This is a genomic window from Amycolatopsis sp. NPDC057786, from assembly GCF_042797905.1.
Classification (GTDB): Bacteria; Actinomycetota; Actinomycetes; order Mycobacteriales; family Pseudonocardiaceae; genus Amycolatopsis.
Window position 1 is genome coordinate 1 of the sequence record NZ_JBHVKW010000054.1, and the last position, 26,586, is coordinate 26,586.

Here is a 26,586-nt window from a genome sequence, read left to right on the forward strand (position 1 = left end):
GACAACCCCAACCAGGGCGTCAGTGGCTTTCCGAGCCAGACCCCGCCAGAACTCCATCCACACACATCATCATCACTGTGGCTTTCGCGACATGCTCCGGACCGGGCACCCACCGGCACCGAATGGCACCAGGGACCCGAGGCGTCAGTTGTAGATACGCTGCATGGCGCCCGCCGCGACGAGCCCGTTGGCCCACAGCGAGTTCACCCGCGAGGCCTCCTGGGCGTTCGGCTTCGCGTTGGTGCAGGACGGGCCGGGACCGCCGCCGGACATCAGTTCGGAGCACGGGCCCTGGTAGTTGTCCGGCAGGCCGAGCGCGTGGCCGGTCTCGTGCGCGGCGATCCGCGTCTGGTCGTACTCCCGCGCCTGCGTGTAGTCGATGAAGATGGTGCCGCGGCCGTGGCCGTCGGTCTCGGCGTACGAACCCGAGGGGTCGTTGCCTTCGGTGTAGCGCAGGGTGGCGCCCGACGAACTCTCCTGCAGCTTCACGTTGGACACCGAGTTGTTCCAGTTGGCCACGCCCGCCTGGATGGCGGCGCGGAAGCTGGGCGCCCCCGAGGCGTCGTAGTAGACCGTGGTCGCCGCCGCGGTCCGCTGAGCAGGCTGGACCGCCGCCGTGGCCTGGCCCGCGGTGACCGGGACGGCCAGCAGCGCCAAGCTCACCGACGCCGAGACGAAGAACTTCCTTGCCATGGACCCACTCCTTGTGAGGACAACGGAATGGTTCGTGAATCTAGAAGTCCCGCACGGGGCACGGCACCAACTTTCGTCGTTTCCGCCAGCTGGTGATTTACCAACACTTTCGCCCTATTGACATGCACGTGTTCGCATATGATCATGTCGGGCTCAAGGCCGGAGCACCAGCTTTCCCGACGTCGCCCGCGCTTCGAGGTCCGCGAGCGCCTTCGGCCCGTCCGCGAGGTCGTACACCGTCGGATTTCCCGGCACGCAGACACCGGCGGCGATGAGGGCGCGCAGTTCGTCCATCAGCTCAGCGAAGATCGTGGGCGCGTGTTCGATCAGAACGCCGAGGTGCAGCCCGATCACATGGATCTGATGCCGGAAGTTCAAGTCCCGGTTGGTGATCGCGACCTCTCCCCCGGCGACGCCGTAGACCACGACCCGTCCGGTGACCCGCTTGGCGGCGGCGAGACCGGCCTCGAACGTGGCCCCGCCGACCGACTCGAGCACGAGGTCCACCTCCCCCGTCTCCTCGCCGTAACCGACCACGCGGTCGGCGCCCAGCGCCCGGACCGAGTCGTGCTTGTCCGGCGACGCGGCGCCGATGACGGTCGCCCCGTAGTGCTTGGCCAGCCGGACCGCGGCCTGACCGACCCCGCCCGCCGCCGCCTGTACCAGCACGGTCTCCGGCGGCCAGCCTGCCCAGCGGTTTGAGTGCGGCGAGCGCGGTGACCCAGTTCAGGATCAGCCCGATCGCCTGGTCGTCCGACCAGCCCTCGGGCACCGGGACCGCGCCGGCCGCGGGCATGACCATGTATTCGGCGAAGGCCCCGCCTCCGGTCCCGACGACGTGATCGCCGATGGCGGGCGCGGTCACCCGTTCCCCCACGGCGACGACCACCCCGGCGGCCTCGAACCCGGCGACGTACGGGGCTTCCGGCCCGCCCTCGTACGTGCCCCGCGTCTGCATGACGTCGGCGAAGTTGACCCCGGCGGCGGTGACCTTCAGCAGGATTTCACCTGGTCCCGGCACCGGGACGGGAGCGTCGGTGATCAAGTGGAGATCTTCGGGACCGTTCGAGGAGTTCTGTCGCAGCGCGCGCATCGAAGTCATGTCCGCACGCTAAGACCCTCACATTTGCGTGAGGGTCAAGTCGCGGAGGTACGCGTCGAGGGCGTCGCGATTGCGGGTCATGAGCGCGATCCGGCGATCGAGCACTTCCCGCTGCCGCGCGACCTCGCCGATCATGTACTCGCACGGCTCCTTCGGCCGGACTTCTCCTGGCCCGTCGAGGTACGGGAGGACCTCACGGATAAGCCTGACCGGGAGGCCCGCGTCGAGCATCCCGCGGATCTGCAGGACGGCCTCGACCGAGCCTTCGCAGAAGTCGCGGTAGCCGTTGCCTTCCCGGCCCGGGCTGATCAAGCCCTCTTCCTCGTAATAGCGCAGCGCACGGACGCTGACCCCGGTCTTCCGCGCGAGTTCGCCGATCTTCACGACGCCCAAGGTAGCCGCCGAGCCCACGTATAGGTCGTTATACGGTTCTCGGTTTGTACCAGACCTCGGGGCGGCCGACCTGGCCGTAGCGGGGTTCGCGCTGGGCGAGACCGTTGTCGGCGAGGTATTCGAGGTACCGGCGCGCGGTGACGCGCGAGGCGCCGATCGCGGTCGCGGCCGCCCCGGCGGAGAGTCCGTCGGCGGCCGAGGCGAGGACTTCGGTGATCGCCTCCAGGGTCTGCGAGCTCATCCCCTTCGGCAGGGCTTGCCGCTCAGTGGTGCGCAGCGTGCCGAGCGCGCGGTCGATCTCAGCCTGTCCGGTCACCTCGCCCGAAGCGCCGTGGAACTCGGCGTAGCGCTCGAGTTTCTCCCGCAGCGAGGCGAAAGTGAACGGTTTCAGCAGGTACTGCACCACGCCGACCGACACGGCGGCCTTCACCAGCGCCAGATCCCGCGCCGAAGTCACCGCGATGACGTCGATCGGAAGCCCGGCGGCGCGCAGCGACCGGCAGACGGCGAGACCATGCGTGTCGGGGAGATAGAAGTCCAGCAGCACCAGGTCGACCGGTTCGCGTTCGCAGAACCGCAGGGCGTCGCCACCGGAGTGGACGACACCGGACACGGTGAAGCCGGGCATCCGCTCGACGTACACCCGATGCGCGTCGGCGGCCACCGGTTCGTCCTCGACGACCAGCACCTTGATCATCGCGCGGACTCCTTCGGCGGCAAGCGAACGGTGAACACCGCGCCCTCGTCGCGGCCGACGTCGATCGTCCCACTGTGCCGCCGCACCGCCTGACCCACCAGTGCCAAGCCGAGCCCGTGGCCGTCCTCCGGTTTGGTGGACCAGCCGCGCCGGAAGACCTCTTCGACGTCCTCGACGCCCGGCCCGGTGTCGGCGACCCGCAGCAGCAACCCGTCGGCGTCCGCGCGGACGGTCACTTCGACACCGGGCCGCCCGCGGTCGCCGGCGTTCCCCACCGCCGCGTCGATGCCGTTGTCGATCAGGTTGCCGAGGATGGTCACCAGATCCCGCGGTGGGACACCGGTGTCCGCGTCCTCCATCACGGTGTCGGGCGTGATCGTGAACTCGACGCCGCGCTCGCTCGCCTCCGCCGCCTTGCCGAGCAGCAGCGCCGCGAGCACCGGTTCGGCGACCGCGCCGACCACGCGGTCGGTGAGTTCCTGCGCCAGCGCGAGTTCTTCGGTCGCGAACTCGACGGCCTGTTCGGGACGGCCGATCTCGACCAGCGAAACGACGGTGTGGAGCCGGTTCGCCGCCTCGTGCGCCTGGGACCGCAGCGCCTCGGCCAGGCCGCGCACGGTGGTCAGTTCCCCGGTCAGCGCCTGGAGTTCCGTGTGGTCGCGCAGGATCACCACGGTGCCCATCGCCTTCCCGCGCGAGCGCACCGGCGACGTGCTGACGACGAGCACCCTGGTTTCGGTGAGATGGAGTTCGTCGGTGCGCTCCTCCCCCGAGGCGAACGCTTCGACGAGATCTTCTGGAATGTCCAATGAGGACAGTTCGTGGCCGACCGGATCGTCGGTGACCCCCAGCAGCGCGCGGGCCCCGTCGTTGCACAGCACCACCCGCCCGTCGCCGCCGACGAGCAGCAATCCCTCGCGCACGGAATGCAGGACGGCTTCGTGATACTCGAACAGGTTGCTCAATTCCTCGGGCGCGATCCCCCTGGTCTGCCGCCGGAGCCGGGCGCTCACCAGATAGCTGCCGATCCCGCCGACCACCAGCACCGCCGCCGCGACCCCGATCAGCGGCCACAGGCGTTCCCGCAGTTCGGCGTCGATCGCCTCCACGGTGATGCCGACCGACACCAGCGCGACGACCTGTCCGGCGGCGCCGTGCACCGGCACCACGACGCGTTCGGACGGCCCGAGCGAGCCGGCGTAGGTCTCGAGCACCCTGCCGCCGCGTTGCGCCTCGCCGATGTTGCCGATGAACGGCCGGCCGATCAGGTCCGGATTCGGATGCGTGTAGCGGATCCCGTTCTTGTCCATGATGGTCACGAAATCCACTTCCGTGTCCGCGCGGACACGCTGCGCGAACGGCTGCAGCGTCGCAGTGGGCTCCGATGTGGACAGTGCGGCCAGCACCCCCGGCGCGTCCGCCACCGCTTCGGCGACTGCGACGACCTTGTCCTCCGCCCGGTCTTCGGTGGCCCGGACGGAATCGAGATAGGCGAACGCGACCCCCGCCGCGACGAGCACGAAAAGCACCACGAGCTGGAGAATCAGCAGCTGGCGGGCGAGACTGCCGCGCCTGGTCCGGGTCCGCGTCGTCGAGGGCACCCGCTCATACCAGCACACCGTTCCCGTGGCCGCTCGGCACGCCCGGCCGGAATTCCCCGGAAGCCGCTCGCGCGAACTCAATGAACACAACCGTGACCCAGCTCACCTGGCCGGGTGATAGTGACCGGCAATCCCACGGACACCCCCTGAGCTGGAGGCAAAGGTGCCTACAACGCCGGAAGCGGCGCCACGACGTCGCGACAAGATGCACTACCTGTACCTGGCCGTGATCGCGGCGGTGGTCCTCGGCGTCATCGTCGGGTTCGCCGCGCCGGGTCTGGCCAAGGAACTCAAACCGCTCGGCACGGGCTTCGTCAACCTGATCAAGATGATGATCTCCCCCATCATCTTCTGCACCATCGTCCTCGGTATCGGATCGGTGGCGAAGGCCGCGAAGGTCGGCAAGGTCGGGCTGCTGTCGCTCGGCTACTTCCTGATGATGTCGACGTTCGCGCTCGCGATCGGCCTCGTCGTCGGCAACCTCCTGCACCCGGGCGAGGGCCTGCACCTCGACCCGGCCGCAGCCGCGAAGGCGCACAAACAGGCCGAGGGCGGCGAAGGCACCGTCGACTTCCTGATGAGCATCATCCCCACCAGCTTCGGGTCCGCCTTCACCGAAGGCCAGGTGCTGCAGACGCTGCTGGTCGCGCTGCTCGCCGGGTTCGCCGTCCAGAAGCTGGGCACCAAGGGCGAGCCGATCCGCCGCGGGATCGAGCACATCCAGCGGCTGGTGTTCCGGATCCTCGCGATGATCATGTGGGCGGCCCCGGTGGGCGCGTTCGGCGCGATCGCCGCGGTGGTCGGGGAAACCGGCTGGGGCGCGCTGCGCAGCCTCGCCGTCATCATGATCGGCTTCTACCTGACCTGTCTGGTCTTCGTGTTCGGCGTGCTCGGCTCGGTGCTGTGGCTCGGCGCGCGGATCAACATCTTCACCCTGCTGCGCTATCTCGGCCGCGAATTCCTGCTGATCCTGTCGACCTCGTCGTCCGAGTCGGCCCTTCCGCGCCTGATCGCGAAGATGGAACACCTCGGGGTCAGCAAGCCGGTCGTCGGCATCACCGTGCCCACCGGGTACTCGTTCAACCTCGACGGCACGGCCATCTACCTGACCATGGCGACCCTGTTCATCGCCAGCGCGCAGGACCAGCCACTGGGCGTCGGCGAGCAGATCTCCTTGCTGCTGTTCATGATCATCGCGTCGAAGGGCGCGGCGGGCGTCAGCGGCGCCGGGATCGCGACCCTCGCGGGCGGCCTCCAGTCGCACCGGCCGGAACTGGTCGACGGCGTCGGCTTCATCCTCGGCATCGACCGGTTCATGTCCGAAGCCCGCGCGCTGACCAACTTCGCGGGCAACGCCGTCGCGACCGTCCTGGTCGGAACGTGGACCAAGGAGTTCGACCGCGAACGGGCCAACCAGGTCTTCAGCGGTCAGGCGCCGTTCGACGAAGCCACCCTGATCGACGATCACGCCTCGGATCCCCACGAGGACAGTGACGGAGACAGGGAGAAGGCCGTGGCACGCGTGTAGCGCACGGCAAGAACGAAACCGCGGTGCGAGGGTCCCCCGTCCTCGCACCGCGGTTTCTTCTTTCCGGCAAACTGAGCGGCATGCCGGACGCCATCGACCGCTACGTGATCGCGCGGTACGCGAAGCTGCTGCACGGCAACTTCGCCGGGATGATGAGCGGCCCCGAAGGCGAGACATTCCTGCGCGACCTCGTCGAGGACGCGCGGGCGATCACCGACGACGAACTCGAAGAACTGCTCGCGGCGGATTGGCGGCCGCGGATCACGGCGGCATGGCTGATCGGCGTCGACCGCCGCACCGCCTGGCGTGGACGTCTCCGGGAGCTGTTCCTGAAAAGCGACCTGGTCTTCGCCGGGCAGGGCTACTGTTTCGCGCTCGCCCGGTTCGGCACCATCGCCGACGCCGAGATCCTCGTGTCCTATCTGGACCGATACCTCGCGCGGCCGGATCTGCGCTACGACCAGGAATGGGCGCTCGCGGCCCTGCATCACGTCGACGCCGACCTCACGACCGGGTACACGTCACGCTATCTGCGGCCTGGCGGGCTCTGGGAAAGCTGGTCCGCGAAGAACAGCACGGATCTACCGTTCCAGACGAGGTACTTCGACCTGCTGTGCTCGCACGTCCAGCGCGCCGTGCACGCGGCGGGCGTCAGGCGCTGACCTTCTCGTCGTAGACGACGCGGGACGCGGCGATCGACTCGCGGTGGCGCTCGGCCCAGCTCAGCAAGCCGCTCAGCGACGCATAGAGTTCCTTCGCCATCGGCGTGGCCTCGTACTCCACCTTCGGCGGCACCGTCGGGTACACGGTGCGCACGAGCAGGCCGTCGCGTTCGAGGTTCCGCAACGTCAGCGTGAGCATCCGCCTGCTGATCCCCTCCACCGACCGCTCGAGTTCGGTGAACCGCACGGGACCGCGCGTGGCCTCCAGCAGGATGCCGATCGCCCACTTGCCGCTGATCCGGTTGATCACTTCGAGCACGGTGCACACCTCGAGTTTTTCCGGATCGACCACCCTGGCCTGCGCGGTCACATCGGTGTTCCCCTGGGACATGAAAGTGCCTCCTTCCGGCGAGGAACAGAGTCACACAAGATGGGCGCTGTTACAAGTGATACACCAAGGCATCACCTGGGGAAATCTCGAAGGATCACCATGCGCGCTCTCACCCTCGCCGTCCTTTGCGCCGTCTCACTGATGGTCGTCCTCGACGGCTCGATCGTCGCGGTCGCACTGCCCGCGATCCAGAACGACCTCGGCTTCACGCCGTCCACCCTCGCCTGGGTGGTCAACGCCTACCTGATCGCGTTCGCCGGGCTGCTCCTGTTGTCCGGCAGACTCGGCGACCTGATCGGCCGGAAACGGGTCTTCCTTGCCGGGCTCGGCCTGTTCACCCTCGCTTCGCTGCTCTGCGGAATCGCCCAGGACCAGGCGCAGCTCATCGGGTTCCGCTTCCTTCAAGGCGCGGGTGGCGCGCTGGCGTCGGCCGTCGTGCTCGGCATGATCACCACGCTCTACCCCGAACCGCGGGCACGGGCGAAGGCCATCGGTGTCTACAGCTTCACCCAGGCCGCCGGATCGTCGATCGGGCTCATCGCGGGCGGAACGCTCACGCAACTGCTCGACTGGCACTGGACGTTCTTCGTCAACCTGCCGATCGGCGCGATCGCGCTGGCGCTGGCCGTCCGGCTGCTCGCCGACGACGGGGGCCCCGGGCTGCGCGGCGGCACCGACGTCATCGGCGCCGGACTGGTCACCGGCGGGCTGATGCTGCTGGTCTATACGATCGTCGAGGCCGAGGAGTACAGCTGGGCCGACGTCCGCACGCTCGGGCTGCTCGCGGTGTCCCTGCTCCTGCTCGCCGGCTTCGTGCTGCGGCAGGCAAAGGCCCGTCAACCGCTGCTGCCGCTGCGGATCTTCCGCCTCCGCTCGGTGTCCGGGGCGAACACGGTGATGGTGCTGATGGTCGCCGGGCTGTTCGGTTTCCAGTTCATCACCGCGCTCTACCTCCAGCGCGTGCTCCGGCTCGACGCGCTGAGCACCGGGTTCGCCTTCCTGCCCGCCCCGCTCTCGATCGCGGTGATGTCGCTGGTCTTCGCCGAGCGGCTGAACCACCGCTTCGGGGCACGAACGGTACTCGTCACCGGGCTTTCCCTGGTCACGGTGGCGCTCGGCTTCCTCGCCACCGTCGAGGCGGACGGAAGCTACACGACGGACGTCCTGCCCGCGCTCGTCCTGATGGGCATCGGGTTCGGCGCGGCAATGCCGGCGCTGATGGGGCAGGCGATGTCCGGCGTCTCCCCCGCCGACACCGGGGTCGCTTCGGGACTGATCAACACCACGCAGCAGATCGGCGCGGCCATCGGGACCGCCGTGCTCGCGACCGCCGCCGCGTCCCGCACCGGCTCGCTCCTGGCCGAGGGCACCGCGATTCCCGAAGCCCTCACCAGCGGCTACCGGACGGCGTACGCGTTGAGCGCCGGGCTGCTCGCTCTCGCCGTCTTCGTCGCGGCCGTGGTTCTGCGAGCTCGGAAGGCTCAGGAAGTGATCGTCGCGTAAGCCCATTCGGAGACCTCGCCGACAGCACTTCCATACGTGGCAACGGTTTCCCCAGTCGGCCCAAGAACGAACGGAAGGCCGATGACGGCATGGACACCACTGGCCCGGCACGCCTCCCGGAGCGGTCCGAGGCGGGATCGTCCGGGGGCAGCCAGAGTCCTGGATCGGCGGCGAGCGCCTCGAACTCCAAGCCGGTCGAGGAAAGTTCCTGGATGACGCAGAGATCGACTTCTGCGATCCGGAAGAGCGTGGCGCGAGCCTAACTCGCGGACGCCGCCAGATATCCCCGTAATCCGTTGTGCCCCCGGCGCATCATGAGCGCGTGGTTGATCCGGAACACCGGCCGAGCGATCCGATCGAGCTTGCGCAGCAACGGTTTCCGCGCCTCGACCTCCTGCGTGATCTCCAGCCTGGTGCCCTCCCCCGCCGCCATCAGCACGCCGGCCAGCATCCCTTCGAGATCGCCGCTGAGCAGGACCCGCACCCGGCCCTCGCGCTCGTCCTGCCGATCCCGGTGCATCCGGACGGTCAGCGCGTACGGCAGCCTGGACCGGCAGACGAGTTCGGCGGTGTCCTCGTCGACCTGGCTGACCGATCGGACGTCGCGCCACCACAACGGATACGCGGCCAGGTCGACGACGGCGTCGAAAACCGCCTTGGGCGAGGCAGGAAGCAGCCAGGTGTCGCGGAAGCGGTACCAACCGCCTCCGCGACCCGCGACCGAGTCCGTCATACCCGCGCCGACACCAGGTTCCGGCCGTCCATGGTCACGACGTCGACCGAAGCCACGTCGTCGGGGGCCACCAGTGCCGAACCGTCGATCCCGGCGCCCGCGCGCTGCCCCTTCTCCGAAACGAGCCAGCTGCCCGCGGTGACCCGCTCTCCGCTCTTGGTCACCACGACGAGCGTGCACTTCTCGCCTTCACGGACACCGGTCGCTTTCGCGTGGAGCCGGACCCAGCCCGCCGCCGGGACGACCCGGACCGCCAGCTGGGTGCCCGTTTCCCGGTCGGTGGCCGCGAGATCGCGGGTGCCGGGCACCGGGGCGGCCGACGCCGGCACGGGCAGCGCCACCGTCGACGGTTCGGGCGACGTCTGGCGTCCGACCAGCACGCCCGCGCCCAGCGCCACGACGACCAGTACGGCCGCGCCGGCCACGGCGAGAAGCCGCCGCGGCTTGCGCTCCTGAATGCCCTCTTCTTCGCGAACCTGACGCAGCGTGCGCTGCAACAGCAGGTCTCCGCCGTCGGGCGGCCCTTCGAGGAACGCCTCCGGCGGTACCTCGTCGAGGTGATACCGCAGTTCCGACAGCTCGCGCACCTCACGACGGCACGTGGGGCAGTTCGCCAGATGTGTCTCGAACGTGGCCGCTTCCGCCGCGGTGAGCCCGCCGAGGACGTAGGCGGCGAGCTGGCCCTGGTCGTGTCCCACCGCACTCATCGCGCTACCTCCTTTCCAGGTCCCGCCATCACGGCTCTGAGCGCCCGTAACGCGTAATAAGATCTCGACTTAACGGTACCCGGGGCCACGCCCAGGGATCTCGCCGCTTCGGCCACCGTCCGGCCCCGGTAGTAGATCTCCACCAGTACCTCACGATGTTCCGTGGAGAGGCCGTCCATCGCGCCGAGCACGGCCATGGAGTCCACGACGCTCTGCGCGTGATCCCGCTCCACCGCCGGGGTGGGCACGCCTTCCTCCGGCTCCGCCACTTCCGGCGGCCGCGCCGCCCTGGCCCGCGCGCGGTCGGTGATGATGTTGCGGGCCACCGTGAGCAGCCAGCCCCGCACCGATCCCTTCGCGTCGTCATCCAGGTCTTCGGCGTGCTTCCAGGCGCGGACCAGGGTCTCCTGCACGACGTCCTCTGCTGCCGCGCGGTCCCCGGTCAGCCTCGTCGCGTACGCCAGCAGGCTTCGCCCGTGTTCGGCGTACAAGTGCCGGACCAAGTCCTCGCCTTTGGCCTTTTTGGGCCGCCGGCCTCCGATCGCCACTCGCGTCCTCCCGACGGTCTTCTGGGTCGGCGAGGACAGTACTGCAACCCGCAGGGGCAGAGTGGATCGTTCGGCGCGTGCCGCGATCGAACTGTGCATCGGCACCGGCCTCTCCTCGGTTCTCCATGGCCGCCTCCTCTTGCCTCCCACACGGACGGCACGGGGATGCGGTTCACCCGAGGTCTTGTCGATCACCGGACGCGCTCGTATGCTGACGCCTCCGGATTCCGCCGCCGCCTGATTCCCGGGAGGGCCTGGGCGTGCCGAGGAAACTCGTGGCCGTTCTGCTGCTGGTGTTCGCTTTCGTGTCGGGATGCGGCGAGGAGCCCGGTTTCACCGCGACACTGAGCGATCCGGTGAACGTCGACCTGAGCTGGCCCGACGACGATCCGGCCGCCGCGGGGCGGATCGTCGAGTACACCACCGATCCGCACGGCGAATACACGATCCTGCAGTTCGTGCCGCCGAGGCAGACGACTTTCCGGCATCCGGACCTGATACCGGAAACGCGGTTCTACTACCGGATCCGGCCGTTCTACGGCCCCGTTTCGGACGCTGTCACGGTTTCGGGGCCCGCCACTCCGGCCGCGGTCGGGCCCGCCGTGTCCCTGCGGACGGGCGATCGCTCGGCAGCTCCGTCGTCGTTCCGGGCCGTGCCCGCGCCGGAGGAGATGGTGCGGTTCAGCTGGACCGATCGCTCCAGCGACGAAGACGGTTTCCTGGTGGAGATCAAGAAACCCGGCGCCGCCGAGTTCGTGCCGGTCGAGGTCTCCGATCCGGGGACGACGTCGGCCGGGCTCGCCACGATGCCGGGCGAGGAGGGCGCTTCGTACCGGCTGCGCGCTTTCTACTACGGGCCCGCTTCTCCGGTGCTGGACCGGACCACGGGGAAGCGGTAGTTCTTCCTCCGGATGCTATGAACGGTCCTTTCCTTGCAAAATTTGCAAGGAAAGGACCGTTCATAGCATTGGTGACTCAGGCGAGAACGGTCTTCAAGAACTGCCCGGTGTAACTCTCCTCCACCGAAGCGACGTGCTCCGGCGTACCCTCCGCGATCACGGTGCCACCTCCGGAACCACCCTCGGGGCCCATGTCGATGATCCAGTCCGAGGTCTTGATGACGTCGAGGTTGTGCTCGATGACGATCACCGTGTTGCCCTTGTCCACCAGCCCGTTGATCACGCCGATCAGCTTGCTGATGTCCTCGAAGTGCAGACCCGTGGTCGGCTCGTCGAGGATGTAGACCGTCTTGCCGGTGGACCGCTTCTGCAGTTCGCTGGCGAGCTTGACGCGCTGCGCTTCACCACCCGACAGCGTCGGCGCGGGCTGCCCGAGCCGGACGTAGCCGAGGCCGACGTCGACGAGGGTCGCCAGGTGCCGGTGGATCGCCTTGATCGGCTCGAAGAACTCGGCCGCCTCCTCGATCGGCATGTTCAGCACGTCGGAGACGGTCTTGCCCTTGTAGTGCACCTCGAGGGTCTCGCGGTTGTACCGGTCGCCCTTGCAGACCTCGCACGGGACATAGACGTCCGGCAGGAAGTTCATCTCGATCTTGATCGTGCCGTCACCGGCGCAGGCCTCACACCGGCCGCCCTTGACGTTGAACGAGAACCGGCCCTGCTGGTAGCCGCGCACCTTCGCCTCGGTGGTCGCGGCGAACAGTTTGCGCACGTGGTCCCACACGCCGGTGTACGTCGCCGGGTTGGACCGCGGGGTGCGGCCGATCGGCGACTGGTCGACGCGGACCAGCTTGTCCACGTTCGCCAGCCCGTTCACGCGGGTGTGGCGGCCGGGGACCTGGCGGGCACCGTTGAGCTTGTTCGCCAGCACGGTCGCGAGGATGTCGTTGACCAGCGTGGACTTCCCGGAACCCGAGACACCGGTGACCGACACGAGGCAGCCGAGCGGGAACGACACGTCGAGACCGCGCAGGTTGTGCTCGCGCGCGCCGACGACGGTCAGCTGCCGCTTCTTGTCGATCGGGCGCCGGATCGCAGGGACCTCGATCTTGGTGCGGCCCGACAGGTACGCGCCGGTGATCGATTCCTTGTTCCGCAGGATCTTCTTGTACGGTCCACTGTGGACGATGTGGCCACCGTGCTCACCGGCGCCGGGGCCGATGTCGACCACCCAGTCGCTGGAGCGGATGGTGTCCTCGTCGTGCTCGACGACGATCAGCGTGTTGCCGAGATCCCGCAGGCGGACCAGCGTCTCGATCAGGCGGTGGTTGTCGCGCTGGTGCAGCCCGATCGACGGCTCGTCCAGCACGTACAGCACGCCGACCAGACCGGAACCGATCTGCGTGGCGAGCCGGATGCGCTGCGCCTCGCCACCGGACAGCGTCCCGGAAGCGCGATCGAGCGAGAGGTAGTTGAGGCCGACGTCGAGCAGGAAACGCAGCCGCGCCTGGATCTCCTTGAGCACCGCGCCGGCGATCACCTGCTCGCGTTTGCCGAGCTCCAGCTCGTCGAGGAACTTCGAGGCCTCCGCGATCGACAGGGCGCAGACCTCGGCGATCGACCGGTCGCCCTGCGTCTTGTGCTCCAGGGTGACGGCGAGGATCTCCGGCTTGAGCCGCGTGCCCTGACAGGCCGGGCACGGCACCTCGCGCATGTAGCCCTCGTACCGCTCGCGCATGTACTCGGACTCGGTCTGCTCCTGGCGCCGCTCGAGGAACGGGATGACGCCCTCGAAGCTCGCGTAGTACGAACGCTGGCGGCCGTAGCGGTTCTTGTAGCGGACGTGGACCTGCTCGTCGACACCGTGCAGAACGGCCTTCTGCACCTTCGCCGGCAGCTTGCGCCACGGCGTGTCCATCCGGAAGCCGATGGTCTCCGCGAGCGACTCGAGCAGGCGGATGAAGTAGTCCGCGCTCTGGCCGCCCGCCCACGGCGCGATGGCACCCTCGCCGAGGGACATCTCGTCGTCCGGGACCACGAGCTCCGGGTCGACCTCCTTGCGGACGCCGATACCGGTGCAGTCCGGGCAGGCGCCGTAGGGGGCGTTGAAGGAGAACGACCGCGGTTCGAGGTCTTCGATCGCGAGCGGGTGGCCGTTCGGGCAGGCCAGGTTCTCGGAGAAACCGCGCACGCGATGCGGGTCGTTCTCCGGCAGGTCGACGAACTCCAGCTCGATCAGGCCGTCGGCCAGCCGGAGCGCCGTCTCGACGGAGTCGGTGAGCCGCTGCCGCGAGCTGGTCTTCACCGAAAGCCTGTCGATGATGACGGCGATCTGGTGCTTTTCCTGCTTCTTCAGCTTCGGCGGGTCGGTGAGCGGGTGGACCGTCCCGTCGACCACGACCCGCGCGTAGCCCTGCTGCTGCAGGTTCTCGAAGAGGTCGAGGTACTCGCCCTTGCGGCCGCGGACGACGGGCGCGAGCACCTGGAAGCGGGTGCCCTCCTCCATCGCGAGCACCTGGTCGACGATCTGCTGCGGGGTCTGCTTGCTGATCGCCTCGCCGCACTGCGGGCAGTGCGCCTTCCCGGCGCGGGCGTAGAGCAGGCGCAGGTAGTCGTAGACCTCGGTGATGGTGCCGACGGTCGAACGCGGGTTGCGCGAGGTGGACTTCTGGTCGATCGACACCGCGGGCGACAGGCCCTCGATGAAGTCGACGTCCGGCTTGTCCATCTGGCCGAGGAACTGGCGCGCGTACGCCGACAGCGACTCGACGTAGCGACGCTGCCCTTCGGCGAAGATGGTGTCGAAGGCGAGGCTCGACTTCCCGGACCCGGACAGACCGGTGAACACGATCAGGCTGTCGCGGGGCAGGTCGAGATCCACACCGCGGAGGTTGTGCTCGCGGGCGCCGCGAACAACGAGGCGATCAGCCACGCCAGGGTCCCTTCAGGTTTCATTCTCAGCTGCGGTCGCCGTCCCGGTCGATAGCTGCACGGGCGGCCGCATCCATGCTACGAGGCACCACCGACAGAAACCGGTTCCGAGTCTTTGACCTGCGGTTTTCCCGGCTTTTCGCGGCGATCCCGGCGAGCGGTGAGCCACCGGTGGACCGGTCGTTCCACGCCGGCGGTGATCGCCCAGCCCCCGAATACGGCGGCGGCCAGCACCAAGGGGAGCCGCAGCCAGCCGGGGACACCGGCGTTCAGCAGGGCACGGGCCAGGATGTAACCGAGTTCCTGGTGCACCAGATAAAGACCATACGAGATGCCCGCGAGCCAGGTGACAGCCGGGGCGATCCTGGAGAGGCCGGGCAACCGCCAGTCCGGTCCGCGCGCGGCCAGGCACACCAGCAGCAGCATGATCGCGAACCCGATCGCCGACGGCCAGCGCTCGGGATCGTTCGGCAGGGCATGGTGGAACGGGAAGACCTGCAGGTCCTGCGCGGCGCAGGCGGCGAGCACGAACAACGCGACGTGCCAGTGCGCTAGACGTCGTTTCGACCACAGCCAGATGGCGATCCCGATGGCGAAGACGTGCACGCGATGCAGACCGAGGCCGTAGTAGAAGGTCTCCACGAGCTTCGGCGTGGAAACCGGGTCGAACACGACGAACCGGAGGAAAAGCGGCACCAGGATCAGCGCCCAGAGCAGCCCCACGGTGAGCCGGTGGGTGCGCCACCGGCGTGGCCACAGCAGGGCGGCGGCGGTGAAGGCGACGAGCTGGACCGGGAGCGTCCAGTAGGCGCCGTCGAGATAATAGAAGAGTTCGTACCGCCAGCCCCATTCCTGGACCATGCCCAGGTTGGCGAGCAGATCGGCGCCGGTGGGGACATACCAGGGCGACGGATCGGACGGCGGTCCCTGCGGCACGCCGAACAGGAACCCTGAGAGGCCCGGCGGGAACGGCAAGCCGCTGAACCGGATCGTCGCGTACCGGGCGACGACGTAGGTGACCACCACCGCCACCAGGTACGCGGGCACCAGCCGCGCGACCCGGTTCCACAGCCACCGCCCCGGCTTCCCCTTGCGCAGGCTCGCGCACACGAAGAACGCGGAGATCACCAGAAGGATGGCCGCGCCGAACTGAGCGGTTACTCGAAAGGGGTACCCCACCAGTTCGGGATGCAGAAGCGCCCCCTGATGGGTGACGTGCCCGAGCATGACCGCGAGGACGGCGACCACGCGAAGGACGTCCCAGCTGATCTTGCGCGAAGCGCGCGGCGAGGCGTCGGGCACGAGCGTCCTGTGGTTCGGCTGGCGGGGCGACGCGAGCCTACGTCGTGCACCTGTGCGCCGCCTGTGCGGGTGGAACCGATTGCAGGCGAACGACTACCGTATGCGGTGTGAACATCGTCGAGACCTACACCGGGCATGTCGACCCCGGCGGCGACGCCGCCCGTCGTACCCTGGACGCGCTCACCATCACCAAGCTGTCGGTCGGCCCGATGGACAACAACGCGTATCTGCTGGTCTGCCGCGCCGAGAACGAAGCGCTGCTGATCGACGCCGCGAACGACCCGGAGCGGATCTCCGACCTCATCGGCCACGGCCCCGACCGGCCCGCGCTGAAGACCGTCGTGACCACCCACCAGCACCAAGATCACTGGCAGGCCCTCGGCGCCGTCGCCGGCGCGAACGGCGCGAACACCGCCGCCCACCCGCTGGACGCCGAACCGCTGCCGATCCCGCCGGACTTCCTCGTCGAACACGGCGACACGATCAAGGTCGGGCAGATCACCCTCGACGTGATCCACCTGCGCGGCCACACCCCCGGCTCCATCGCGCTGCTGTACCGCGACCCGAACGGGCACCCGCACCTGTTCACCGGCGACTCGCTGTTCCCCGGCGGCGTCGGCAAGACCGGTTCGCCGGAGGACTTTTCTTCGTTGATCGACGATGTCTCGTCGCGGATCTTCGACGAGCTGCCGGATGAGACTTGGTTCTATCCGGGACACGGGGACGACTCGACTCTCGGCGAGCAGCGGGCGCACCTGGCGGAGTGGCGCGAACGCGGCTGGTGAGCTGACGACGTTCCAGAACGGGGCTGCCTGACACATAGGCAGCCCCGTTTCGTTTGCACGAAAACGGACGAGCCTCACCGAGAGGCCGACCTGGGCGGTTCGCTTGGCTTCCACGACGGCTGGAAGACGACGAGGACGACTAGAATCGGGCCATGCGGTCAGCCCGAGAGATGAGCCGGCTGGCGGACGTGTTCCTCGCGGGAGGCGCCGAAGCCCGCTTCTACGCCCAGGATCTCCGGCGTGCAGCGGCCGTCAGTCATCGGCGGCTGGCGGAGATGCTGGCGGAGATGCGTAACCTCGGTTGGGTCGCCCATGAGTTCGACAAGTCCACACCCGACTGGCGGCCGTACTACATGCTCACCGACACCGGTCGACGCGAACTTACGCCGTAGCGGGATTACGGCCAGGTCGAAGTCCACGGCGCGTAGGAAGCCGCCTACGGCTTCGTACCAGCGGTCCCCCTGGTCTGACCGTGGTCGCTGGCTACCCATGGCGTGAAGCTCGACGCGGCCCCGATACGCCGGGTGCCGGAGGAACGCACGCAGCGGCCGGGCCAGCTTCGCCGAAGTCGCGGTTGTGTGACAGCCTGCCGCGCCATCCGATCGTCAGAAGCTCCGGGCTACTCGTGGGGGCGATGAACTGACGCGATACCGACGCACCGGCGGGAGAACCGCCGGGTCAGTCCTTCGCTGGGTCGCCATGGCCACCTCCCACCACATCGAACATGTGGCACGGAGATCTGCCGCCGATCTCTGACCCGACTCGGGCAACATCACCCAGCCGCGGCCGGATGATGGATCCAGCAAAGCTCCCCCGTCGCCGGAAGATCCCCCAACGCCTTGACCTCGCACGCCAGCCGCGACAGAACGTCACCCTTCGACCCCGGCCACGCCACGAAGTCGCGATCCGCGCCCACCAGGTCGCCGGGTACAACGCCTCGGTCCATCAAGGCGCCCACCACCGAGAGCAGCTCCGCGGTTCTCTCCGCGAACGTCGCGCCTTCGCCCACCTTCGCTCCTGCCACGGCTGCCACGACCGAGAGCCCGACCCGGTCCTCTCGCGCGTAGTCGAGCAGCGACTCCAAGCCCACGTCATCGCCCATGTTCACTCCCCTGGCGCCCATCAGCGAAAAGCGATGCCGTACTGCTCGCGCGGCCGGCAAGGCCCCGCGAACGTGTGCTCGACGACGCCACGCCGGATTTCGAGCAGTCGCCGATCGCCGTCCGGCGGCCGGATCACGCGCTCGCACTCGGTCTGTTCCGCGTACCACCAGCAGGCTTCGGGAACGTGGTCGTCGAACGTGATGCTGACGTTGAGTCCTCCCTTGACCTTGCCCTCACCGTCGACGACACCTGGCGCGATCCCGTGATGGTCGACGTCGATGTTGATCCACCGTCTCTCGCCGTCCAGATCGTCATCGCACACGAGGGAGACGAACTCGTGCCGCTCGCCCTTGCGCAGCGGTTTCGGGAAGCGCAGGTCCACGGCGTCCGCCGAGGTCTCGACGCGGCATCCCAAGATCGCTTTGACGGGAACCCCCGCCGTGTAGCCGTCGACGCCGTTCTCGCGGGCGACGACGGTTCGGACCGCCAACCGGCGATAGGCCCTTCCATGCCGCATTTCCACGTTCACGAGCAGGCGTTCCAGGAACACCGGCTGACAGGCGAACCGCTGACGCTCCGAGAACCGGCTCGGCGCCCCCACGCTTGACGACAAGAGACTCCTCCTGACCGTGAAAGATCAGAACCGGCGAAGGCTTTCGCCGGCCGTCGCGCCCAAGGTGTACTAGTACACCACATCCGGCGGGTTCGAGAAATGGCCGTCGTAACGTTCGCGCTCCCGGAGCCGGACCACAGCGCGATGCCGTACTACGGATACGACCCCGGCATAGCGGATACGGCGAGCCGGGCTGACGTCCTCACCGGCCCTGTGGTCCGTCCGGGTGAGCGGAGCCGACATGGAAGGCATTGCCCGGCGCCCGGCCTCTTCCCACGACGGCGTTGGTGACCGATGGGCGCTCGGGAGAATACCTTCTCGGCGCACATTGCCGGGGCGGCGGCTCCACGGACACGTGCGTTTCCGGAAATTCACGCATCCCATCGCTTCCGCGAAAAGCGATCTCCAATACATGACCTGGCTCGCGGAGGACGTTAAAAACCACTATCCCGTCGACTTCGAGATCGTTCGACGCATATTCGGAGATCAGTAACGATAGCGCGAAGAAAACAACCGATCGGGATCTGTGGCGTCTTTCCGGTACCAACTCTCCGGCAGGAGGTCATCGCCATGACCATCACCCTACGACGCGCACTCGCCGCCACCGTCCTGATGGCGGCAGGCGCCATCGCCGCGGTCACACCGGTTTCCGCGGCGGCACAACAGATCCCCACCATGACCGGGATCCGCACCGGCCAGAACCCCGGCTTCGACCGGGTCGTCCTCGATCTGACCGCCGGCCCGGCACCCGCCGTCCGGTACGACCTCGTCGACGAGTTGATCGCCGATGGTTCCGGCGAGATCGTCTGGCTGACCGGGGAATTCTTCGTCGCGGTCACCGCGACCCCGGCGGCCGCGCACGACGACGCCGGGAATCCGACCTATCCCGGACCGCAGAAATTCCGGACCCGGAATCTGCGCAACGTCATGGCGGTCGCGGTCACCGGCGACTACGAAGGCACCTTGTCCATCGGTCTCGGCGTCCGATCGAGGACATCGGTCACCGTGTTCACCCTGACGTCGCCGAACCGCGTCGTCATCGACGTCCGCCATTGATCACGAGCGGGAATCCGTGAAGGCTTTTCGTCGGCCACCCGGCTTCCGGTGAGCAAAATCCTTTTCGGATTCCCGCGGTGAAAATCACGTTTTGCCCCAAGGGGCGAATTTTCGGAAAATCCGGTATCTGCCCCGCCTCCCCGCGTTCCTTCCTTCCGTCAGCATCACCGCAGCTGCGAAGGAGAACCTCATGCCACGCAATCCCGACACCCCGTCCCTGGGCCCGGGTGGCGACAATCTCGAAGCGGGCCCTGGCAGTTCGGGCCTCGGAAGCTTCTCGAACAGCGAAATCGGCGAACTGGTCACCCAGGCAGCCGAAACCATGGCCGCGTCCGGCGAGGACGCGGAGCGAAACTACCAGCGGAGCCTCGACCGGCTTCGTGAGCGCGCGGACGACGTGGCCCCGGCGCTCGGAGCGCAGTACGACGCCATGTCCGAGGAGCAGTATCTGGAGCGTTGGGGCCTGGTCCAGCTCCTCACCGATCTGAGGCACACCGCCGCCGTTCCGGTGCTGGAAAACGTGCTGCGCCGGCCGATCCCGCCGGAGCGTTCCGACGACCCCGCACACGGGATCAGCACCGTCGGCGAAGAGGTGATCATCCGCACCACCGCCGTGGAAGCGTTGGCGCGCTTGGCATCCGCCGGTGACAGCGCGGCCAAGGAGCTGCTGCTGCGGCAGGTCCGGCACGAGGTGTTCACGGTACGGCGCGCGGCGGTACAGGCCATCGCCGAGACCGGGGACACCGAGCTCACCGCGCGGGTGCGCGAGGAGCTCGGCGGCACCGAGGACGAGCGCCTGCTGAACATCCGCCGGGTCGACGTCCGTGGTGTCCCCCAGGCCGTCGGCGGCCGGTACGTGAAGGACTCACGGTCGGACGACGTGCCGCCGCCGGAACCCCCGCGCTCCTGAACCCATCCATTCCTTCTACAGACAGGTGATCTCCGATGGCCACTTGCAGCTACACCGTGCCCGACAAGAACGTGACCGGGGACAATTTCTACGGCGCCTCGATCTGCAATCAGACCTACATCGACTATTTCTGGAACACCTACGGTTTCGCGGGCAACAAGGACTACTGGGACGACGGCTTCGGCTGGGAAGACGCGTGCAACACCGACAAGCCGCTGGCCAGGACGTTCAACGCGTGCTACCTGCTGACCTATTCGGCACAGGACTACCAGAACGACGCCTATTCCGGGGCGATGCTGAACTGGGCGCGCCGGTACGTCCGCGACAACTGCGACGACCTCCGCTCGCTTTGCGGTGACGGCAGCGCCATCGCGCGCTCGTTCAGCGGGGCGTTCGTCGACGACCGGATCGAGGTGTACCTCGGTTTCTGGTACTCCAAGGACGTTCCCGGCCGCGCCGAGACGCTGATCCACGAATCGCGGCACCAGGGCGGGAAACCGCACAACGCGAACTTCCCGGCGGGTTCGGTGTTCGGCGCGGGCAAGAGCGGCGCCGACTCCACCTGGGGCTACGAGGGCGCCTGGATGTACGGCGCGCTCTACCTGTGGTGGTTCTACGCCCAGGGCGCCCGCACGACGTCGGCCTTGCGTGAACGAGCCCGCCAGCGCGGGAACCTCGTGATCGACAACGCCTTCGCGACCCATCCGGGCTTCAACATCTGAGTCACGACCGACAGGCCCTCTCGTACCGCGGACGAGAGGGCTTAGTCGCGGAATACCTCCGATGACCTGAGCGTCGTCCCGCTCATCGGGGCTTGACCATCGACATTTCTGCCGCAATCATCGGATCTCTCGGGAAACCACGCCTTGGATGAGAGCGGATGGTCATGAGAGTTCGAGTGCGTCGCACCGCCTGGCTCGCCGCGGTTCTCGCCCTGCTGGCGAACCTGCTCACCACGACGTCCGCGAGCGCGGAGGTGCACCATCCCCGGCAGAAGTGGCTCCGCGAAGCCACCTCCGGGCTCTTCCTCCATTGGGGCATGTTCACCGCACCACGCCACACCGATTGCGCCGCTTGGGAACGCGCCGTCACCGACGGCGGTTGGAGCGCGGACTACTGGGTGGACGAGGCCCGCAAGCTGGGTGCCTCCTACATCGTGCTCGCCACGTTCCACAGCAGGCTGGGCTACGCGCGTCCGTGGCCGTCGGCGATCCCCGGCAGCTGTTCCACGCGCCGCGACCTCCTCGGCGAGCTCGTCAAGGCGGGCAACGCGAAGGGCGTCCGGACGATCCTCTACATGACCGACGATCCCCAGTGGCACAAGGAGACCGGGGTCGAGTCACTGGATTCCGCCGCGTACTCGGCCTACAAGGGCAAGCAGGTCGACCTGACGACCCGTCCGGGCTTCGGCGAGTACAGCTACGACCTCTTCCACGAGGTCATGGACCGCTACGCGGACCTCGCCGGGTTCTGGATCGACAACGACAACGACTACTGGGAGAAGAACCGGCTCTACGAACAGATCCGGGAGAAACGGCCGTCCTGGTTGCTGAGCAACAACAACGAGGACACCCCGATCATGGACACCGTCAGCAACGAGCAGAAGACCGGCATCACACCGCCGTACGACTATCCGCAGGCCGCCTTCACCCCGATGCCGAGGCTCACCGAGGCCGACTACAAGCTGCCGACCAACGGCGGCTGGTGGTACGACGGCACCGACCAGGCCGTCGACTTCCGGTTGTCCACCGGGCGCTACATCACCAACGCGGGTTCGTCGATGAAGTCGCTGATGGCCGAAACCCCGATGGTGAACGGGAAGTTCCCACCACAACAGGAGGCGTACAACAACTTCATGGCGAGCTGGGTGCCGCCGATCAAATCCTCACTCCAGGGCAAGGAGGGCGGCGGGTACCTGTACGGCGGGATGCAGCCCGGGTTCTGGAACGACGGCGCGCACGGCGTCATCACCGTCGAGCCCGGCGCGCGAACGCAGTACCTCCATGTGGTGACGCGGCCGCGCACCGACCTGCTCCGTTTGCGCGACAACGGATACAAGGTGACCGGGGTATCGGACCTGCGCACGGGGAAGTCGCTGCGCTTCAGCCAATCCGGCGGTTATCTGACCATTGTGGATATCAAGGACTGGGACACTTACGACACGGTGTTCAAGGTGGAAACGGCCGGGCAGCGGCACTTCCACGACTCCCACACGATCAAGACGACCGCTTCGTCCTCGCGCGCCGGGCATCCGGCGTCGAACCTGGTCGACGGGAACTTCGAGAACTACTGGGACGCCGACGGCGAGCAGCCGGTGTCGCTGACCCTGGACCTCGGCAGGCGACGGACCGCCGCTTACCTCGCGGTGAACCAGCGCGAGATGTCGCCGACGCACGCGCGCGAGTCGTTCGGCAGGCCGGAGGACTCAGCGCGGATCAAGGACTATCGCGTCTACGTCAGCGACGACGGGCGGAACTGGGGCAAACCGGTCCGCACCGGCGCGATGCCGAGCGCCCGCGGTGTCCAGTTCATCGATTTCGGCGAACGGCAGACCCGGTTCGTCAAACTCGAGGTGCTGAACACCTGGTCCGGACCGCAGGCGAAACCCTTCTACAAGCAGCTGGCGATCGACGAGATCAAGGTGGCGTACGGCTACCCGAGCTCGGCGCTTGGCGCCCAGGACCCGTTGGAGGCGGAGTCCTTCCGCAACGACCACGACGGCCGCGCGAGGCTCGCCCACTGCTCGTCCTGCTCCGGATCGTTCCAGGTCACCGGGCTCGGTGGCGGCCCGCGCAACTCGGTCACCTATCCCGGCGTGACGGCCGCCGAAGCCGGAAGCCATCGGCTCCAGCTCGACACCATGGGCGGTCCCGCGACGTCCGTTGCGGTGAGTGTCAACGGCGGCGCCCCCGTCGAGGCCGCGATCGACGCCGGAACACCGGGAGTCGTGACCTCGACGGCGATCCCCGTCGAACTGAACGCCGGCGCCAACACCGTCAAGGTGTTCAGCGACGCCTCCTCGGGGCCTGGCCTCGACCGGATCGCGATCGCTCCCCTGCCACCGTCGTCCTACACGCCGAAAACCACGCTGACCGTCGAACCGGGCGGTATCCAGTGGCTCGCGCCGGGACGGCAGTCCCTTCGGGTGACCGCGAAGCTGCGGCTCGACGCCGACGACACGATCAAGCAGGTCAGCCTCGCACCCGTCGTCCCGGCGGGCTGGACCTTGCAGGGCGCTCCGGCCACGGCGGCGTCGATGCGGGTCGGGAACGAGCTCGAAGCCTCCTGGACGCTGGTCTCCCCCGAAGGTGTCACCGCGGCCGACGTCCCGGTCACCGCGTCGTTCGACCTGCTCGGCCGGGCTCACTCGGTGAGCAGACCCGTCCGGGTGAGCCCACGGCCGGCGGACCGGGTCTTCATGCGGGAGGCCGAAGACTCGGCGAACGACGTCGGCGACGCCGGCGTCACGAACTGCGGGGTGTGCTCGGGTGGGCAGAAGGTCCGCAACATCGGCGGCGACCCCGGCTCGTTCGTGCGGTTCGACGACGTCACCGTGCCCGAGACCAGGCGCTACACCCTCCACATCGACTTCACCGTCAACGGGCCGCGCTCGTACTTCGTCACGGTCGACGGCGGCACTCCGATCGAGGTGAAGGTCGACGGCGCCGGCAACAACACCCGGCTCACGACGTCCTTGCCGATCGAGCTGAAGGCGGGGGCGAACACGATCAAGCTGCACAACGACCACGCGTCCGCCCCGGATCTCGATCGGCTGTCACTGGAGTGAGGTACCGGCTTGACCCTCTCCCCGGGAGAGGGTCCAGGCTGGTCCCATGACGACCCTGATGCCGATCGGCGTGTTCGCGCACGCCACCAGGCTGTCGGTCCGCGCGCTGCGGAACTACGACCGGATCGGGCTGCTGGTACCCGCCAGTGTCGACCCCGGCACCGGGTACCGCCGGTATTCGCTCGAACAGTTCGCGCGCGCGAGCCTGATCCGGCGGCTGCGTGAGCTGGAGGTTCCGCTCGCCGAGATCGCGGCGATCCTGGACGCGGGCGACCCGGCAGAGGTGAAAGCCGCGATCAAACGACACCACGACCGGGTGGCGGCGCGCGCCGCGGAACTCGCGGCGATCACCGACGGGCTCGACTCCGTGCTCGCCGAACCGGCGCGGTGGCTGCATGTCTACGAACGCGTGCGCGCACCGCGGCCGATCGCCCGCCTGTCGATCCGGACGCCGCTGAGCGGTCTGGCCGAGCTGATCGGCCCTGGGTACGCCCGGCTGTTCGCGGCGCTCGGCGCGCAAGGCGTCACGCCGTCCGGACCGCCCGGGGCCCGTTACGTCACCGACGCCCCCGACGAGCTGACCGTCGAACTGTTCGTCCCGGTCGACGGGCCGGTGCGGGACGACGGGGAGATCGGTCCCGCCGAGCTTCCCGGTGCACTGCTCGTGGCGACGATCCACGAAGGTGGCTATGAAGACGTCGAGACCGCATACCGATCGCTCGGCCGCTGGATCGCCGAACGCGACCGGGTCCCGGCTGGGCCCGCCGAGGAGCTGTACCTGGTGGCGCCCGGGCCGGACGTCGCACCCGAGGCCTACCGCACCGAAATCGCCTGGCCGGTGAACTCGTGATCATCGAAGGAATCGCGTCCGCGGGCGGGGAGCACTGCGAGACCAGCACGCTCGGCGTCCTCCTGCGGCACGCCGGGATCGAGCTGTCCGAGCCGATGCTGTTCGGACTCGGCGAAAGCCTGGGCTTCATCTACTGGGACGGGAAGAACCTGCCGTTCCCGTTCCTCGGCGGGCGCAGCAAACCCGTCGAGATCACGCGGAAGCTGACCGACCGGCTCGGGCTGTTGTTGCGGGTCAAGGAAACGACGTCGGCGCGCACGGCGTGGCGGAACGTGGCCGAAGAGATCGACGCCGGTGTGCCGGTCGGTCTTCAGCTCGACTCGTACCACCTGGAGTACTTCACGTCGAAGGTCCACTTCGGAGGACACTTCGCCGCCTTGTACGGCTATGACGACGAGCGCGCTTTCCTTGTCGACACGGCACAGCAGGGTGGCTCCGTATCGACGTCACTGGAGAGCCTCGAACGCGCCCGTGGGGAGAAGGGCCCGATGACGGGGAAGAACCGCTCGTTCACAATTGGCGTGGACGCGCCACCCGTTCCGCTCACCGACGCCATCCGCACGGCCGTCCTGGCCAACGCGGCGGAGTTCCTCGACCCGCCCATCGCGAACCTCGGGTACCGCGGGATCGGCAAGGCCGCCGTCCAGGTGCGGAAATGGCTGGAGCGCAGCAACGATCCGGCGCGCGACCTTCCGCAGGCCGCCGTCCTGATGGAGCGGGCAGGGACCGGAGGGGCGCTCTTCCGCCGGATCTACCGTGACTTCCTCGAAGAAGCCGCGGCCCTCGTCGACGACGCAGGTCTCCGCACCGCGTATGAGAAATACCGCGAAATCACTCCACTATGGACAGAAGTCGCGGACTTGTTCACCCGGGCAGGGGAAACCGGCGACGCCGGGAAACTGCACGACGCGTCCGCCCTCCTGTCCGAGCTGGCCCGGCTCGAACAGGAGGCGATGACGGCGCTCGCGACTGTTCAGCCCAGCCGTTCGTAGGGCAGCTTCTCCCCCGCTTCCACCGCGAACGGCAGGTCGTTGCCCGCCGGCGGTAACGGGCACGTGGCGAAATCGGTGAACGCGCAGGGCAGGTTCGTCGCGCGGGTGAAATCGAGGACCACCGACCCGTCGTCGGCGGGAGGCGGCACCGCGAGCGACCGGTTCGCCGCGTAGGTGGTGACGCCGCTCGTGGCATCGGTGAAGAGGATGAGCAGGCCGTCCTTCTTGCCGTTGAACGCGGTGAGCGTGTGCTCCACGCCGTCGTACTCGAACCGCACGACACCCGGCGAGACGTAGACGTGGCTGAGCCCTTCGACGACCGCTCCGACAGTGGTCGGCCGCGGCTCGTCGAAGGGCTCGAAAGTCCCGGACAGCACCCATGCCGCGTCGGGCTCGTACGCCGGGACACCCCGGAAAGCGTTCAGCACCGGTGCCTTCGGGTCGTGCGTCCGGATCAGGTACCCGCCGCGGCGCGCCACCTCGATCTCGACGTCGCCGGCGACGACCCGGGTGGTCGCACCGCTGTTGATGAGCTCGAAACGACGAACATCGGTGATCCGCTCGCCGTCGTGCGAGAGATCCGCGCCCTGAGGGTCGAGGTACGCCGCGTCGGCGTCCTGCCACCACAGGCCGGGCAGCCCGTCGTACGCGCGAGGCTTGTCCTCGAGCCAGTCGAGGGATACCAGGGCGAGCCAGCCGAGCGGATCGGCGAGATCGCGCTCGCGCTGGGTCTTCCAGTCCCGCCAGTCCCGCGTGAACGTGTCCAGGCTTGTGCTCATCGCCGATCCTTTCCGTGACCT

General features: G+C 68.1%; 27 protein-coding genes and 1 pseudogene. 13 read left to right on the top strand and 15 right to left on the bottom strand.

Translation table 11 applies throughout. From position 1 onward, the window contains the following. Positions 1–144: 144 nt before the first annotated feature. Positions 145–693: a snapalysin family zinc-dependent metalloprotease gene (locus ACFVM3_RS24915; protein ID WP_378442187.1), complete on the bottom strand. Its 549-nt coding sequence runs from the start codon at positions 691–693 to the stop codon at positions 145–147. 153 nt (positions 694–846) lie between these two features. Continuing rightward, positions 847–1,362, bottom strand: coding sequence for a zinc-binding dehydrogenase (locus ACFVM3_RS24920; RefSeq protein ID WP_378442188.1), 516 nt, complete (start codon positions 1,360–1,362; stop codon positions 847–849). 47 nt (positions 1,363–1,409) lie between these two features. On the opposite strand from ACFVM3_RS24920, the gene ACFVM3_RS24925 reads away from it, so the two are divergent. Continuing rightward, positions 1,410–1,535, top strand: coding sequence for a hypothetical protein (locus ACFVM3_RS24925; RefSeq protein WP_378442190.1), 126 nt, complete (start codon positions 1,410–1,412; stop codon positions 1,533–1,535). Here the strand turns inward: ACFVM3_RS24925 and ACFVM3_RS24930 are convergent. The 4 genes and pseudogenes from ACFVM3_RS24930 to ACFVM3_RS24945 all read right to left on the bottom strand — a co-directional run. Then, positions 1,517–1,795 (bottom strand): annotated as a pseudogene (locus ACFVM3_RS24930) (alcohol dehydrogenase catalytic domain-containing protein); the annotation flags it as partial. The gene ACFVM3_RS24925 and the pseudogene ACFVM3_RS24930 sit on opposite strands and share 19 nt — an antisense overlap. An 18-nt stretch (positions 1,796–1,813) precedes the next feature. Continuing rightward, a complete protein-coding gene (locus ACFVM3_RS24935) occupies positions 1,814–2,179 on the bottom strand; it encodes a MerR family transcriptional regulator (protein ID WP_378442192.1) in 366 nt (121 codons plus the stop codon). 37 nt (positions 2,180–2,216) lie between these two features. After that, entirely contained in the window at positions 2,217–2,885 is a 669-nt protein-coding gene (locus ACFVM3_RS24940; protein WP_378442194.1) for a response regulator, read from the bottom strand. Continuing rightward, complete coding sequence (locus ACFVM3_RS24945) at positions 2,882–4,486, bottom strand: ATP-binding protein (protein WP_378442196.1); 1,605 nt, start codon at positions 4,484–4,486, stop codon at positions 2,882–2,884. Before ACFVM3_RS24945 ends, ACFVM3_RS24940 begins: the two co-directional genes overlap by 4 nt. Before the next feature lie 205 nt (positions 4,487–4,691). Between ACFVM3_RS24945 and ACFVM3_RS24950 the strand changes: the two genes are divergently transcribed. After that, positions 4,692–6,014: a cation:dicarboxylate symporter family transporter gene (locus ACFVM3_RS24950; RefSeq protein ID WP_378442275.1), complete on the top strand. Its 1,323-nt coding sequence runs from the start codon at positions 4,692–4,694 to the stop codon at positions 6,012–6,014. Between the two features lie 80 nt (positions 6,015–6,094). Further along, positions 6,095–6,676, top strand: coding sequence for a DUF6000 family protein (locus tag ACFVM3_RS24955; RefSeq protein ID WP_378442198.1), 582 nt, complete (start codon positions 6,095–6,097; stop codon positions 6,674–6,676). On the opposite strand, the gene ACFVM3_RS24960 is transcribed toward ACFVM3_RS24955, so the two are convergent. After that, entirely contained in the window at positions 6,666–7,067 is a 402-nt protein-coding gene (locus ACFVM3_RS24960) for a winged helix-turn-helix transcriptional regulator (protein WP_378442200.1), read from the bottom strand. The genes ACFVM3_RS24955 and ACFVM3_RS24960 overlap by 11 nt on opposite strands. A gap of 99 nt (positions 7,068–7,166) precedes the next feature. Between ACFVM3_RS24960 and ACFVM3_RS24965 the strand changes: the two genes are divergently transcribed. Beyond that, a complete protein-coding gene (locus ACFVM3_RS24965; protein ID WP_378442202.1) occupies positions 7,167–8,570 on the top strand; it encodes an MFS transporter in 1,404 nt (467 codons plus the stop codon). 259 nt (positions 8,571–8,829) lie between these two features. Here ACFVM3_RS24965 and ACFVM3_RS24970 read toward each other — a convergent pair whose 3' ends face one another. The 3 genes from ACFVM3_RS24970 to ACFVM3_RS24980 are packed head-to-tail and all read right to left on the bottom strand — an operon-like array spanning position 8,830 to position 10,558. Continuing rightward, positions 8,830–9,303 carry an SRPBCC family protein gene (locus ACFVM3_RS24970; RefSeq protein WP_378442204.1) on the bottom strand — a complete coding sequence of 158 codons (474 nt, stop codon included), beginning with the start codon at positions 9,301–9,303 and terminating at the stop codon, positions 8,830–8,832. Beyond that, positions 9,300–10,010, bottom strand: a complete 711-nt coding sequence (locus ACFVM3_RS24975; RefSeq protein ID WP_378442206.1) for an anti-sigma factor family protein — start codon at positions 10,008–10,010, stop codon at positions 9,300–9,302. The genes ACFVM3_RS24970 and ACFVM3_RS24975 overlap by 4 nt, the downstream gene beginning before the upstream one ends. Continuing rightward, entirely contained in the window at positions 10,007–10,558 is a 552-nt protein-coding gene (locus ACFVM3_RS24980) for a sigma-70 family RNA polymerase sigma factor (RefSeq protein ID WP_378442208.1), read from the bottom strand. The genes ACFVM3_RS24975 and ACFVM3_RS24980 overlap by 4 nt, the downstream gene beginning before the upstream one ends. A gap of 260 nt (positions 10,559–10,818) precedes the next feature. Between ACFVM3_RS24980 and ACFVM3_RS24985 the strand changes: the two genes are divergently transcribed. Continuing rightward, positions 10,819–11,457, top strand: a complete 639-nt coding sequence (locus ACFVM3_RS24985; RefSeq protein WP_378442210.1) for a fibronectin type III domain-containing protein — start codon at positions 10,819–10,821, stop codon at positions 11,455–11,457. Positions 11,458–11,533: 76 nt separating this feature from the next. Here ACFVM3_RS24985 and uvrA read toward each other — a convergent pair whose 3' ends face one another. Next, entirely contained in the window at positions 11,534–14,389 is a 2,856-nt protein-coding gene (uvrA, locus tag ACFVM3_RS24990; RefSeq protein ID WP_378442212.1) for an excinuclease ABC subunit UvrA, read from the bottom strand. Positions 14,390–14,466: 77 nt separating this feature from the next. Continuing rightward, complete coding sequence (locus tag ACFVM3_RS24995) at positions 14,467–15,690, bottom strand: acyltransferase family protein (RefSeq protein ID WP_378442214.1); 1,224 nt, start codon at positions 15,688–15,690, stop codon at positions 14,467–14,469. Positions 15,691–15,797: 107 nt separating this feature from the next. On the opposite strand from ACFVM3_RS24995, the gene ACFVM3_RS25000 reads away from it, so the two are divergent. Both ACFVM3_RS25000 and ACFVM3_RS25005 read left to right on the top strand, forming a co-directional pair. Further along, the gene (locus ACFVM3_RS25000; protein ID WP_378442215.1) at positions 15,798–16,475 is read left to right on the top strand and encodes an MBL fold metallo-hydrolase; all 678 of its coding nucleotides are present in this window, start codon (positions 15,798–15,800) and stop codon (positions 16,473–16,475) included. Positions 16,476–16,627: 152 nt separating this feature from the next. Continuing rightward, complete coding sequence (locus ACFVM3_RS25005; RefSeq protein WP_378442216.1) at positions 16,628–16,867, top strand: hypothetical protein; 240 nt, start codon at positions 16,628–16,630, stop codon at positions 16,865–16,867. 380 nt (positions 16,868–17,247) lie between these two features. Here the strand turns inward: ACFVM3_RS25005 and ACFVM3_RS25010 are convergent, their stop codons facing one another. Further along, positions 17,248–17,577, bottom strand: a complete 330-nt coding sequence (locus ACFVM3_RS25010) for a hypothetical protein (RefSeq protein ID WP_378442218.1) — start codon at positions 17,575–17,577, stop codon at positions 17,248–17,250. A 20-nt stretch (positions 17,578–17,597) separates the two neighbouring features. Continuing rightward, positions 17,598–18,191, bottom strand: a complete 594-nt coding sequence (locus ACFVM3_RS25015; RefSeq protein WP_378442220.1) for a hypothetical protein — start codon at positions 18,189–18,191, stop codon at positions 17,598–17,600. 570 nt (positions 18,192–18,761) lie between these two features. Here ACFVM3_RS25015 and ACFVM3_RS25020 point away from each other — a divergent pair. The 6 genes from ACFVM3_RS25020 to ACFVM3_RS25045 all read left to right on the top strand — a co-directional run bounded on the left by ACFVM3_RS25020 (position 18,762) and on the right by ACFVM3_RS25045 (position 25,786). Then, the gene (locus ACFVM3_RS25020) at positions 18,762–19,247 is read left to right on the top strand and encodes a hypothetical protein (protein WP_378442221.1); all 486 of its coding nucleotides are present in this window, start codon (positions 18,762–18,764) and stop codon (positions 19,245–19,247) included. Between the two features lie 190 nt (positions 19,248–19,437). Continuing rightward, a complete protein-coding gene (locus ACFVM3_RS25025; RefSeq protein WP_378442223.1) occupies positions 19,438–20,157 on the top strand; it encodes a HEAT repeat domain-containing protein in 720 nt (239 codons plus the stop codon). Between the two features lie 35 nt (positions 20,158–20,192). Then, positions 20,193–20,879: a hypothetical protein gene (locus ACFVM3_RS25030; RefSeq protein WP_378442225.1), complete on the top strand. Its 687-nt coding sequence runs from the start codon at positions 20,193–20,195 to the stop codon at positions 20,877–20,879. A 164-nt stretch (positions 20,880–21,043) separates the two neighbouring features. Further along, complete coding sequence (locus ACFVM3_RS25035; protein WP_378442227.1) at positions 21,044–23,944, top strand: discoidin domain-containing protein; 2,901 nt, start codon at positions 21,044–21,046, stop codon at positions 23,942–23,944. Positions 23,945–23,990: 46 nt separating this feature from the next. Beyond that, positions 23,991–24,794, top strand: coding sequence for a MerR family transcriptional regulator (locus tag ACFVM3_RS25040; protein ID WP_378442229.1), 804 nt, complete (start codon positions 23,991–23,993; stop codon positions 24,792–24,794). Further along, positions 24,791–25,786 carry a BtrH N-terminal domain-containing protein gene (locus tag ACFVM3_RS25045; protein WP_378442230.1) on the top strand — a complete coding sequence of 332 codons (996 nt, stop codon included), beginning with the start codon at positions 24,791–24,793 and terminating at the stop codon, positions 25,784–25,786. Before ACFVM3_RS25040 ends, ACFVM3_RS25045 begins: the two co-directional genes overlap by 4 nt. On the opposite strand, the gene ACFVM3_RS25050 is transcribed toward ACFVM3_RS25045, so the two are convergent. Continuing rightward, a complete protein-coding gene (locus ACFVM3_RS25050) occupies positions 25,768–26,565 on the bottom strand; it encodes a DUF1684 domain-containing protein (protein ID WP_378442232.1) in 798 nt (265 codons plus the stop codon). The genes ACFVM3_RS25045 and ACFVM3_RS25050 overlap by 19 nt on opposite strands. Positions 26,566–26,586: the final 21 nt, after the last annotated feature.